The organism is Shewanella colwelliana (assembly GCF_001735525.1).
GTDB lineage: Bacteria > Pseudomonadota > Gammaproteobacteria > Enterobacterales > Shewanellaceae > Shewanella > Shewanella colwelliana.
The window spans coordinates 88,954-101,501 of the sequence record NZ_MCBT01000043.1 but is presented as its reverse complement, the minus strand read 5'-3'; the positions used below and the strand labels follow the sequence as shown (position 1 = coordinate 101,501).

At 45.2% G+C, this 12,548-nt stretch carries 14 protein-coding genes; 7 read left to right on the top strand and 7 right to left on the bottom strand.

The annotated features are described in order from the left end of the window. Positions 1-3 precede the first annotated feature (3 nt). From BEL05_RS13460 to BEL05_RS13435, 6 genes are all read left to right on the top strand, one after another. Complete coding sequence (locus BEL05_RS13460) at positions 4-1,377, top strand: alanine/glycine:cation symporter family protein (protein ID WP_069671462.1); 1,374 nt, start codon at positions 4-6, stop codon at positions 1,375-1,377. A 771-nt stretch (positions 1,378-2,148) separates the two neighbouring features. Beyond that, entirely contained in the window at positions 2,149-3,054 is a 906-nt protein-coding gene (locus BEL05_RS13455; RefSeq protein ID WP_037427946.1) for a hypothetical protein, read from the top strand. A gap of 59 nt (positions 3,055-3,113) precedes the next feature. Further along, complete coding sequence (locus tag BEL05_RS13450; protein ID WP_245686994.1) at positions 3,114-4,301, top strand: DUF5692 family protein; 1,188 nt, start codon at positions 3,114-3,116, stop codon at positions 4,299-4,301. A 73-nt stretch (positions 4,302-4,374) separates the two neighbouring features. Continuing rightward, positions 4,375-5,235, top strand: a complete 861-nt coding sequence (locus tag BEL05_RS13445) for a hypothetical protein (RefSeq protein ID WP_028762645.1) — start codon at positions 4,375-4,377, stop codon at positions 5,233-5,235. 130 nt (positions 5,236-5,365) lie between these two features. Continuing rightward, positions 5,366-5,929, top strand: coding sequence for a chalcone isomerase family protein (locus BEL05_RS13440; RefSeq protein WP_069671461.1), 564 nt, complete (start codon positions 5,366-5,368; stop codon positions 5,927-5,929). Between the two features lie 225 nt (positions 5,930-6,154). Beyond that, entirely contained in the window at positions 6,155-7,612 is a 1,458-nt protein-coding gene (locus BEL05_RS13435) for a methyl-accepting chemotaxis protein (protein WP_069671460.1), read from the top strand. Between the two features lie 42 nt (positions 7,613-7,654). On the opposite strand, the gene BEL05_RS21050 is transcribed toward BEL05_RS13435, so the two are convergent. The 5 genes from BEL05_RS21050 to BEL05_RS13415 form a co-directional block, all read right to left on the bottom strand. After that, positions 7,655-7,828, bottom strand: coding sequence for a hypothetical protein (locus BEL05_RS21050; protein ID WP_169731089.1), 174 nt, complete (start codon positions 7,826-7,828; stop codon positions 7,655-7,657). A 355-nt stretch (positions 7,829-8,183) separates the two neighbouring features. Continuing rightward, on the bottom strand, positions 8,184-8,876 hold the full coding sequence (locus tag BEL05_RS13430) for a TorF family putative porin (protein ID WP_069671459.1): 693 nt from the start codon (positions 8,874-8,876) through the stop codon (positions 8,184-8,186). 241 nt (positions 8,877-9,117) lie between these two features. Further along, positions 9,118-9,390: an HU family DNA-binding protein gene (locus tag BEL05_RS13425; RefSeq protein ID WP_028762649.1), complete on the bottom strand. Its 273-nt coding sequence runs from the start codon at positions 9,388-9,390 to the stop codon at positions 9,118-9,120. A gap of 147 nt (positions 9,391-9,537) precedes the next feature. Further along, positions 9,538-10,335, bottom strand: a complete 798-nt coding sequence (locus BEL05_RS13420) for a response regulator (RefSeq protein WP_069671582.1) — start codon at positions 10,333-10,335, stop codon at positions 9,538-9,540. A gap of 88 nt (positions 10,336-10,423) precedes the next feature. Next, entirely contained in the window at positions 10,424-10,804 is a 381-nt protein-coding gene (locus BEL05_RS13415; RefSeq protein WP_069671458.1) for a hypothetical protein, read from the bottom strand. A 145-nt stretch (positions 10,805-10,949) separates the two neighbouring features. Here BEL05_RS13415 and BEL05_RS13410 point away from each other — a divergent pair, with 145 nt between their 5' ends. Continuing rightward, positions 10,950-11,459 (top strand): DUF4240 domain-containing protein, encoded by a 510-nt coding sequence (locus tag BEL05_RS13410; RefSeq protein ID WP_069671581.1) that lies wholly within the window; start codon positions 10,950-10,952, stop codon positions 11,457-11,459. A 65-nt stretch (positions 11,460-11,524) separates the two neighbouring features. Here BEL05_RS13410 and BEL05_RS13405 read toward each other — a convergent pair whose 3' ends face one another. Together BEL05_RS13405 and BEL05_RS13400 are read right to left on the bottom strand one after the other, a co-directional pair. Further along, a complete protein-coding gene (locus tag BEL05_RS13405) occupies positions 11,525-11,836 on the bottom strand; it encodes a hypothetical protein (RefSeq protein WP_069671457.1) in 312 nt (103 codons plus the stop codon). 263 nt (positions 11,837-12,099) lie between these two features. Then, the gene (locus tag BEL05_RS13400) at positions 12,100-12,405 is read right to left on the bottom strand and encodes a hypothetical protein (RefSeq protein ID WP_028762654.1); all 306 of its coding nucleotides are present in this window, start codon (positions 12,403-12,405) and stop codon (positions 12,100-12,102) included. Positions 12,406-12,548: the final 143 nt, after the last annotated feature.

Here is a 12,548-nt window from a genome sequence, read left to right as displayed (position 1 = left end):
TTAATGGAAGGAATCACTGAGTTTGTCAGTATGATCAATGGATTTGTATGGGGCACGCCCATGTTAGTCATGATCTTAGGCGTAGGATTATTTCTCTCTCTTGGTTTGAGATTGATGCCCATTTTAAAATTGGGGACGGGATTTAAGTTACTTTGGTCTGGACGAATTCCTGACAAAGATAAATCAATGAAGGGTGAGATCAGCCCTTTTAATGCCTTAATGACCTCGCTTTCAGCCACTATTGGTACGGGTAACATAGCGGGGGTGGCAACGGCTATCTTTATCGGTGGTCCAGGTGCACTGTTTTGGATGTGGTGTACGGCACTTGTTGGTATGGCCACTAAGTTTGCCGAGGCCGTATTGGCGGTAAAATATCGAGAAGTGGATGACAACGGTAACCACATTGGTGGACCGATGTACTACATTAAAAATGGTTTAGGCAGCAAGTGGGCTTGGCTCGGTACGGCATTTGCTCTATTTGGTTCTTTTGCTGGTTTCGGTATTGGTAATACTGTGCAGGCCAACTCTGTTGCCGATGCACTGAGCAGTAATTTCGGTGTTCCGACTTGGGTGACTGGTGTGGTATTGATGCTGCTGGTTGGCGCGGTATTAATGGGTGGTATCAAGCGTATCGCCGATGTTGCAGGTAAGCTAGTGCCATTGATGACGGTTTTCTATATTGCTGCTGGTCTTGCGGTACTTGTCGTTAATGCTGCAGCGATTCCTGATGCGATAGTGCTTATTGTGCACAGTGCATTTAATCCGGTTGCGGCACAAGGTGGATTTGCTGGTGCAGCGGTGTGGGCTGCGATTCGTTTTGGTGTGGCACGTGGTGTGTTTTCTAACGAAGCGGGTCTAGGTAGTGCGCCAATAGCCCATGCTTCAGCGCAAACCAACAACCCTGTGGCTCAAGGCCTAGTTGCTATGCTTGGCACATTTATCGATACCCTAATTGTTTGTACTATCACAGGCTTAGCTATTGTGGTTTCTGGAGCGTGGACATCGGGTGAAAATGGTGCGGCGTTAACCTCTTATGCCTTCGCCACAGCACTGCCTATGGGTAACTATATCGTAGCGGTGGCACTGTCAGTGTTTGCCTTTACTACCATCTTAGGCTGGAGTGTCTACAGTGAGAAATGTGTGCAGTATCTTTTAGGTGTGCGCGCAGTTAAGCCGTTTAGGCTGGTTTGGATTCTAGTGGTGCCACTCGGTGCGATAAGTTCTCTGGACTTTATCTGGTTACTGGCCGATACCTTAAATGCCATGATGGCGATACCGAACTTGATAGCATTGGCGCTGCTAAGCCCAGTGGTATTTAGCCTAACTCGTGAGTATTTTATTAAGAAACGTCAGCAAGAAGCAGAAGCTAATACATAACGTGATTTGATGAAAAGCGCCGCTAGGCGCTTTTTTTATAGCTGTGATTTACCTGATTGGCCTCACCTTTTAGACTTCGTTACTTAAGTCTGTTTTCTATTGAGAACAGTTTTCGTGTTAGCTCATCTTTATTCAGGGCATAAGCTTAAGGAAGTTTCGAACCAGCTAAATGGCTGGTTTTACAATTATCTTCAACCTTGACAGACACTGCTGTAAGCCATTTCAATTTTGCCAGTTGTTAACATTCTGCCTAACCACTAAGAGATTTTCATCGCTTTGGCTGCATTGTCGATCGGGTTATTTCATTGAATCTGGTACTGGCAACGATTTTATGTGAGGCAATTGTTAATGCGGGTGTAGCGAATAAGATTCTCTCTTTTTGGTGGAAATATGTTAGACCATATAACAATGGCTAAGTTAAGATTTTGATTTTAATGCTATTTGTTTTGTTGTTATGTGAGGCGATACTTACCGGCTATTCAAGGTTCTGGCCTTCCCCCTTTCTCAGCTTTACTCAGCGCTTGTTTTTGTTACATCTGCTTATCATCAATTAATTATATCTCATCAACTTTGTTACCCAGATCACAATCACTTCCTAAATGTTCACATTTGAGTGGCTCAACTTTATCGCAATGTGACGTGTCTCACATTAAGTGCCTAAAAGAAAAAATAGAGTAAAGACTCTAGATTAGAGTAATTGCTCTATCAATAATTGTTCAGGTCAACGTCAATTTTGTCGCCAACCTGAATTTTGTAAACTCAGGAGGCGTTATGGACATACCTGTCTGGCAATATATTGTTTCGATGAGCGGATATATTGTGTTCTTGCTTGTTTTGGTGGAAGGCATGCGCCGTACACCTCGTTTAACTGCAGCATTTTGGCTGTTGTCACTACTTACTGCTCCATTATGGGCCGACAACTTAGATGGTTGGTTCCGTTGGGTGAAAACGGTGAGCGTATTAATCCCTACAGCGATTGTTGTGGGTGGTGCGCGAATCGCATATCTGTATTACGACAACCCAAATCGAGTGTTGGCGTTCTTTAGAGGCGATTGGGTACTTAAAGTCTTGTACGCTGTGCTGTTCCTCAATATTGCGGAAGCCACTGCCAAAGATTTTGCGACGGCTAACTACTTTAATGCGATTTGTGGTGTGATTCTATGTATCACTATTCCATTCCCTCGCTATAAGAATGGTCAGCGCATGTATTGGGTGATTGGTCGTGATAAGCCAAATGACCTGTTGTTCTATTCAACTGCAGCGTGGAACTTTCTGTATACCACATGGAACCTCGCCTTCGTCTTTGGTGAAAACCCAGGATTCTTCGCAAGTTCATTCTGTATCTTAATCGCGGCTGAACTTTACCCCATCATTAAGGGAAGACCTGAGCTCTATATTATCGCTCGAGTGTACACCTTGGCCTTCCACATCTTGGTTCGTGCCAACGCTGATATCTTCACGCCAGTGATGGATTCATCTAGCTGGGCGAATGACACAGTGCTGTGGTACTGGGGCGCGATTAACCTTGCACTGCATATCCCATTTGCAATCTGGTACTTCAATAAGAAACGCACCAGCCCAACAGGCGAGCCACCGACCGGTGACAATGAACCGCCAATGCTGAATGACTACTACAAAGATACGCCGGAAAAACAGCAACAGCTAACTACGGCTTAGTAACAAAGGGGCACCGCGAAGGTGGTGCCCATCACTTAAGCGGCACGATTGAGAGAGTAATGAATATGAAACTCAGGGTGAGAAACATAATCAGCACAATGTTTGCCATGATACTGATGCTTTGCAGCGCAGCGACTTATGCAGACACACCGCTAGATTCATCGCAGAATCTAGAAAAAATTCAAGGCCAAATTTGGCAAGGCACACGAGATGGTAAACCAGGTGAAGGTAGTCTCTTTTATCGCCTCGAATTTGGTACCGATGACACGGTTGAAGTCACCAAACAGTCTGGTGGTTTTAACCACAGCGAAATTCAGCACTGGGCGTTGGCCGGCAATGAGCTGACAATCACCAGTCAACCAAGCTCGCTAATCAAAGACTTTGATGGCGCTAAAATGAGCTTTGTCGAAGCAGAGACCATGCGTTTTAGCTTAGATGGTGATGGCTTTAATGTTCACAAGTGGTATCAAAACCGTGCCTTTGGCCACGTGCTTTTGGTATTGATTGGTTTGATGATCTTAAACGAGATCTGCCGTCGCTTTAAGTACAGCAACTACCTGCTGTGGTTTATCTTGCCTATCGTATTGATCCCATTGTGGTCTAGCTATGGTGTGACGTACTGGTTTAAGTGGGTCAAGCTCTACTCGGTGGTCGGTGCTGCCGCACTATTTACCCTGATCCGTTTTACCAAAGTCGGTGATATGAAATGGGCCAAATTTGGTGCCGCCGCCTTCTTAGCGATTAATATCTCTGAAGCGGTGATGCAAGATTTCAGTATGGGTAACCTTGCCAACGTGCTGAATGCGATTGGTGGTGTACTGTCAATTATTACCTTGGCGGGTTGGGCACAGATCTTCGCCGACAAATCTAAGCAACAAGATATGATTTGGCCTGCCATGACCACCTTCTGGATCATTGCTTACGATGTGTGGAATATCGTCTTCGTTTACCTCAACTTCCCAGGGTCCGCGACCGCGCAAATGATGGTGCTGATCGCGGCAACATTACCTGCATTATTTATCAAAAAAGGTACCTGGTTACAGGCTCGCGCATTCACGTTAGCGGGTTCATTCATGTACTACTTCAGCTGCCCATTTATGTACGAAAGCAACGTGGTGCCTTTACCACGTAATGATGAACTGATGCTCGCCGCTGGCGCAGCAAGTTTTGTGATTAACAGTGCTTATGCCTATGTGTTCTTCACGGGTAAATGGAAGCGTCGTCAAGCACTGACCACGGCAAGTTAACCGCCGTAAATCGACAAGTGATTTTAATTGGTATTTAAAACAAATAGATAAAATTATGATGATGGAGTCAATTATGAAAAAGCATCTTTTAAGTGTAGCGGTTTTAGCGTCAATGACTTGTGGTTTCAATGCGATGGCGGCTGATGATGCCGATATCGATATGTCCAATCCAACGGATGTGTACACCTCCCTTGGTGCTTCTTATGGTAGCGAAGGCGCTAACATCAAGGGGCAGTTGATGTTGTCAGAGAAAACAGCTACTTCAGGGCAAAAAACGGGGATTATTTTTGAAGCAAAAAACCTGTTTAACGAAGGTGATAAAACGCCACAGTTTACCGGCATGGTTGCTCACCCTGACTACGGCATGGTGCCAACGTTTAATGATGAAACCAGCAAGCGCTCTTTCCGTTTGCGTTACGGCACCATTAACACGACCAACGGCACAGGCTGGTCTGTTGATGCCATATTGGCTGATCACCCCTTCTACGGCAACATGGCTGTGGTTCAAGCGGGTCCGGTGATGACGATTCCGGTTTCAGATAACTTCTATATCTGGCCAATTCTTTATGCCGGTGCGGTTGTCGTTGAAGACAACATGTCGCAAATTTTGCCACCAAATATGGCGGGCAGCACAGCAGTATCGAGCAGTGGTATCGATGTGCCATCGCTTATTATGACGGGTATGGTTTACGCGCGTTATGCCTTTAATGATAACTGGTGGACACTGGTGAGTGCCTCATATACCGAAGAGCTACAAGGTAAAGGCTGGAGCGATGACATCATGGATGGTGGTCTCCAGATGGCCAGCTTCTCTGGCGAAATATCAGTGGCTTATCAGATGAATAAACGTCAAAACGTTCGTGTTAACTATAAAACAGATAACAGCGACAGCACTGATGACAGTTATTGGATTGAATACAACCACGCTTTCTAGGTTGTGATCCTTGCACTAGCGTTTGCTCCCCAGTTCGGCGCTAGTGCTTTTTTATTTGATCTATGTGGCTATGACTAAGGTGCAGTAGTGAGTCACACAGGTTTGCATGTTGATATCGACGGAGTGAAAGATGAAAAAGAATATATTGTTATTAGCCAGCGCGCTGCTGTTGAGTACGTCTACCGCCTCTGCTGCTGAAGTCGGGGGGGTCGACTTGCTTGATACTCTGAATTCGCAAGACCAAGTGCTACAGCTTAATGGCGCAGGGGTGCGTAGTAAGTTTTTTATGGATCTGTATGTTGGCTCTCTCTATACCGTAGAGCAGACTGAACAAGCATCTAAAGTGGTTAATGGAGATCAAGTGGCGGCGATCAGGCTCAATATCACCTCGGGTATGATCACTTCTGAAAAAATGACTGAAGCGATGCATGATGGCTTTAATCGCGCGACAGATGGCAATACCACGCCGATTGCTGACAGTATTAAATCGTTTATTGCGACGTTTGCAGAGCCGATTCAAGAGGGTGACCAATTCACCTTAGTGAGCATTCCGGGTAAAGGTATTATCAGCTACAAGAACGGCAAAGAATTGTCGATGACCAGTGGTGAAACTTTCCGTAAAGCGGTATTGGCTATCTGGCTTGGCAATAACCCAACCGATAAAGGCCTTAAAAAAGAGATGCTAAAAGGCTAAGCGTTAAGTCAGCTTGTTGGCCTGCAACCAGGTGCGAAGGTCGTCGTGAATGGACTCATTTAGGTCTATCAGCGTGGCCTGATAACGTTTGCTATTTTTGCTCACCCGTTAGTGTACGTTGATGCTCACCAGCGCTGCGGGAAACAGGCTGACTTAATTACTCGGCGTTGTAGTTTGAATGATGAATGCCAAATTTCCGATTGATGTCGGATGGGATAAAAGCCAATGACCCCCTTAGCATTGTGGCGCTATCTGTTTTTCCCGCGAGACCATGTCTGGACGACAGATCAAGTCAGAATGGTCGATACGGTATTGTTTTTTACCTTACTGTGTTTGTTTACCGGACTCTATAGCTTATTTAAATGGACACAACAGGCTCATACCTTGTTGATGATCACCTCAGTCTTTTTGATTGCCATTGAAATTATTGCTGCTGCTTCCATTCGCTTCTTCAAACAGATCACTTTAGCCTTGAATCTTGGCTTTTTAGGCATGGTGTTGCATGCGCTCAATGTGATTTATCAAGGCGGAGGGATCTTACAATCGAGTCAGAGTTTGTGGGTTGCCGTGCTGATAATTGCCTTTTTTCTTACGGCTTCATTAACACTAGCTACGATTTGGAGTGTTGGGGTGATTTTGCTCTCAGCGGTAATGGTGCAGCAAGGCCTAAGTGGTCTAATTGTTGCCACTATTGTGCTGTCCGATACTGGTGCTGCCGTCGAAGCATGGAGTGGTATGGTATTACCTTTAGTGGTGATTGTCGTGGCTCAAGGTTTTACGAGTGCAGCAAGGCAGAAGGCCAACAAGGCGCAAGCGGCCGCGCAGCAAGCGATTGAGCAAGGTGCGACTAAGGCATTGGCGGGTGAACAGCGTTTAGGGCAAGTCTTAACCCAAGCTAATCAAGATGCGACAGAACTCAGTGACGTGGCTGTCGACCTTGATATGCAAGCGGTTGCCTTACATAGCCAAGTGAATCAACTCAATGTTAACTGCGAGTCCCAAGCCAGTGCGGCAGAGGAGATGAGTCAGCAGGTTTATCGCATGACGCAAGATATGGCGCAATCGGAGCAGTTTATGGCGGAGTTAAAGCAGCGCTGCCAAACTATTGATAGCCAAGCGCAGGCGAGCGCTCAGTCGTTAGTTGCCTCTACTGATGCGATTGCAGCGATATTACACAGTAATCAGAAAATCGTATCGGTGGCCGATCTCATCACGTCGGTCGCCGATCAGACGAATTTGCTAGCATTGAACGCCGCTATCGAGGCAGCGAGAGCGGGGCAATATGGTCGTGGTTTTGCTGTGGTGGCTGAACAAGTCAGGGAGTTGTCGGCTAAGAGTAATCAGTCTGCGATAGAGATCCGCTTATTGCTGTCAAGCAGTCGCAGTGAAGTGTTACAGGGTCAGCAGACGATAGAACACACCGCGGGCGAACTGACTCAAATCATTGAGCAGGTGGCGAGTGTTGTGCACGATGTTAATCAGCTAGCAGACTTAATGGCCCTGCAAGGGGAAGCATTAGCGCAGCTTAATTGTGCCAGCAGTGAAGTCGCGACCAGTGTAGTAAACACTAATCAAGTTTCTGAGTCGGTGGCGGTAGAGGGCGAGCAACTAGCAAAGCGCGTTGAAAGTTTAAAGGCGCTTGCTAGTAGTTTAACCGCCGTCGTCGCGTGCCAGACAGTTTAAACATATGGGTCGGCTTTATCAGCGACCCTATATGCTTATTGCTTAATAGAAATCACCACCCATTGCACGTTTTAGTGCCGCCGCTTCGAGTCGTTCTTCGAGGCGTTTTTTTACTTCTCGCCTGTGTTGTAATTCACAGGCGGCTTTGGCATTTTTTGGCGCTGTCATCGCTTCGATTTCATAATCATTAGGAATAAAATCAATTAATTGAGCCATAGTGGACTCCTCTTATCTCAAATACAGTGCCCGGTAGCACAGCTTTGGTGCTGGTTGGCACGACAGGCTTTGACAAAAGATAGGTGGTCAAAGCGTTACTGGTGGCGCTACGGAAAATGCTTTCACTGAATCTTCAATTAGTTAGTTTCACATTAGTGAGCGCTAATGAGGAAAATAGCAGGGAGTTAGCAACAAAAGTGAGAGGAGGTTAACAAAATCGAATTTACTCAAATTAGCAGATTAATTGAGGAGAAAATGTCGAGAGTTACAGGGTATGCTATTGAATATAATGGGTTTTGATTGTCTTGAAAATAGAACTGCCACCTAATTTAGTGGCAGCTCATTTAGATGATGATCACAAATCGAAACTATAGCTATAACCTATAACCACCTTAGGGTCATCATCTTCTAAGTCTGTGTCACTCACCATGAAAGAGATGGTACCAAAATCGGTATCTTTACTGACAGATACTGAGTAGTCCGTATAGTTGTCGGTATCAAACCATGCATTGACCACATCACCAGTGGAGTAACCATAATGAGCTGAAAGTGAAAGGGTGTCGGACAGCGGAAAACTCACTCCTGCATCGATGTAGCTCAAATCTTTATTGTCGTATGGATCGCTGGCGACGTCGCTGCCTGCGTTGACTATGGTTGAGTAACTTAAACTTAGCCACTTCCAACTTACGGCTGCTTTCACTTCGCCAAGGTCGATACTGCCCTCACTATCAGGATAGGCGTAATAGAGGTAACTGACATCGTAGCCAAAGTCATCGCCTATGCTGCCAGCATAACCACCATAGAAATCTATCTCGTAGCTGGTTCCATCCCCAAAATCTACATTTGAAGCCCAAGTACCAAGATAGAATCCACTATCGTGTTCGTAATCTAACCCACCTTGAACAGCAACAGCATCGTTGGTTTGGGTGGTGCCGCGCCATAGGTAGTTAGAGGTGGCACCGATGTTACCTGAGACGTTAGCGCTCGCCGGTAAGGCAATCATCATGGTACCTGCAAGAATGCTAAGGGTGCGAAGTGCTTGTTTCATACTCATTCCTTATGTTGGTCTAGGGGAGCAACCGTACTTTGCTTTTATTAAAATTGCATGGTTGCTTACCAGATAACATAGCGAAGAGTATGCCAACTATTTTATTTATGTTTTTCAGTATCTTATTTATTTGTGTTCGTAAGTGGGTCGTGTGTTTGATTCGTTATGATGCAGTGGTGCACATAATTAGTGCATAAAAAAACCTCCACAGAGGAGGTTTTTTTACGACTTAGGGCAGTGTTTAGTTAACGCTGTCTTTAAGTGTTTTACCTGCTTTAAACTTAGGTACTGTTGCAGCTGGGATTTGGATCTCTTTACCCGTTTGTGGGTTACGACCAGTGCGGGCTGCGCGGCTTGAAGTTTCGAAAGAGCCAAAACCTACAATAGAGATTTTTTCGCCGTTCTTCATCGCTTCAGCTACTGTTTGTTCGAAAGATTTTAATGCACGAGCAGCTTCTGCTTTAGTGAGTTCAGCGCTTTCAGCCATTTTTGCAACAAGTTCAGTTTTATTCATTTGGATAGTCTCTTCTTTCCGTAGATTTAGTAATACCAATTACATTAGATACTTGCAATTGCTGGACTTAACATGCCACAAGCCTCCCTGTTTGGAAAGTGGTTTTATGCGGATAAATGGCGGTTTAAGTCAAAAATCCGCAAAATGTTAGTCATCTAGTAGGGAATAGAGCAGTTGTTTAACCAATTGGGGCTCAAAAGGCTTGTCGCACAGCGCATTAACACCCGCTTGAGAGACGTTACTTAGATGAGCATCATTGGCTTCTGATGAGACCATTAAGATCGGAATATGGGATTGTTGACTGTCTTGACGAATAAACTGGGTTAACGCCAATCCATCTGCATTGGGCATGTTGTAGTCAGTGATAACTAGGTCGTACATGTTAGATTTCATCAGCTCAATCGCCTCGGCACCATCGGTCGCCTCAGTGATCAACTTCAACCCTAAGTTGGTGATGGTGCGACGAATAATATTTCGTGCCATCCGGCTATCATCGACCACTAATACGCGAATGTTGTGCACATCGAAATGATCGAGATCCAGCTCATCATGGCTGAGTAGATCGATCGTTGCGTTAAGTGCGGCACCTAAGTGCTCAGACGAAAAGGGTTTGGGCAAAATTGAAACCACACCAGATTGTCGATATACCTCAAGCTGCTCACGGCGACATTCGCTAGAGACCAACATGAATTGGATGTCGTTGTAGGCTTCGGTCTCTTTCAAGGTTTTAAGCAGATCGAGTGCGGTACCATCATCGAAATGCATGGCGCTGGCAACTAGGTCTGGGTGGTGACGCGAGATAATCGCTAGTGCTTGGGTGAGATTAGCAGCGGTTTGAATATTGCTAATTCCTTCTTGGGCAAGGCGAGCGGAAATAATTTTTCTTTGAGTATCAGAGGGCTCAACGAGCAAAATAGAGAGTTCACTGGGAGATAGATTACCCATAATCATGGTTCTCATATAGTTATTGTTATGATTAAGGTTAGCCAAACTACCCCATGGTTAGTAGTTTGGCAATATCAGTCTTGTCGGATCACTCGCTAAGATAGCGTTTGGTTGAGGCCGTAAATGCCACCCACCATTGAAAGGCTAATAGGCTAACTACCAGTATTGCTATCAATGGCAAGGGGAGTTCTTGGCCATTGAAAACCACTTTTACATCTTCTGGGGTAATTTGGTAAGCGATGATGCCTGTGGTGGCGAGTGCAGTAAAACCTAACGTCTGTATTGCGATATACACTTTTAACACCACACCAGCCCAAGAGGCACGTAGATATAAACCAATGAGCACGGGGAGCACGCCCAGCGAAAAGAGATCCATCGCTTGGGTATCAATGGTGCGCCACAGGGCAATCACCGCAATAACTAAGTAGAGTGCGATAAGCAAGCTCAAGGCGAGAGTGGGTCGTTTCATAAACAAGACTCATGATTAATTTGCTAGCGAGTGTAGAAAAATGGCTTCTGTTAGTCCATTGCTTTGCACAAAATCATGCAATTTTACTGTGTCACAAGCTTGTCTAAGGTAATATGTCGCGGTTATTACATTGTCCGAGAGTATGATGACTGAAATAGAGTTTTGGCAACTGGTGACCCGCAGCCATGCCGATCAAAGCCAAGAAACCTTAGCTGAAGCGTTAAAGCAAAAGCTTGAACCGCTGAGCAACGAAGAGTTGGCGGCATTTGATAAGCTATTTTCTCAGCAGATGCGTCGCTGTTATCTTTGGTCTGTTTGGGGAGCGGCTTATATTGTTACTGGTTGCGACAGTGAATATGCATTTGCTGAGTTTCGCTGTTTTTTGATCTCTCTAGGGCTGGAGTGGTTTGAAAAAGTCTTGTTAGATCCTGACTGTCTGGGGGCGTTAGTGACCTGGCCAGAGAAAGATGGCTACGCTTATCCTTTTATCGAAGATTACGATCTGATTGCTGGACAAATTTTTGAAGACCGCTGTGGTGATGAGTTGCCATTCGTACCTTCAGGTCAAGCAACGCCTCAGGGGAAGAAGTTTTCTCATAAGAAAAAACAGCTTAAATCGACTTATCCACAGCTCAGTCAGCGTTTTCCTTTCTAATTTTGCTAAAAATAGCAGCAAAAAAAGCGGACACTAGGTCCGCTTTTTATTGATGGATTGGTTTGTTATTCGTAGCAGACTTGCGTCTCGCTATCGTATTGTCTGTCGTGTTCAGCACATGTGGTTTCCATAAACTGCGTTTCGGCCTGCTCCATTTGCTGATCGAGGTTGGCTTGAATATCGTCGATGATCTGCGCTTCACTCGCTTGCTGATGCTGGTCGAGGATCTCAAAGTGCTGTTGAACAGCGGCCTGCTCTGATGGGGTGAGTTCATTGGCTTTTGCTTGAGTGGAGATAGCAAAAGCAACAATAACTGCTGCAATGAGTGCCATCTTTCCTGAGAAATTTACCCGTGTCGTTGTGATTGAGTTGCTCATAATACTTGCTCCAATTTTAATCAATTAGACCTACTATCAGGAACCGTTTGCTTCAACTTGAGCAGACGCGGCTGTCAAATTGAGGGTGTCATCCTCAGGGTCACTAAGCCGTTATCGACTGTATATTCGAGGTGGTGCAGAACTTGTCGGTGCATCGAGTCTCGTTAACTTGGGGGATATAATAGCGGTGATAAACTGAATCCGAGCTGAACAAAAAAGCATCAGTTAAGTTGTGTATATAGGTAAACAATAAATCGGCTTATTTAATGATTTTGCATCGCTTCACATTGGAATCCCTGACGGCTAGCGTCAAATCGACAGCGAAGGCCACATTCCCACACGACATTGCCTAATTGCTGGGCCTGCTCTGTTGCAAATGTTTTGCAGCGTAAATAGTCATCAAAGTCATCGGTCTTTTTATAGCGACCAGAGTTATATCCATTGGCGTAAACAAATGCCGACCAAGTTTCTGGTTCATCATGCTGTTGTCCTTGGTTGATCCAAATGATGACTGCGCCAACCACTGAAAATAGCAAGGCAACAAAGAGAATAGGCATAAATTTTTGCATGTATATTTGTCTTAGATGGAGTAAACCTAGAGTCTAACTCAGCAACAAGCAATCAGGATACAGGTGGGAGCGAAAAGGGTGTGATGAAGGTAAAAGGTTAATGAGTTTTTTCAAAAAAGTACCCTAGACAGAGTGCTAGCCAA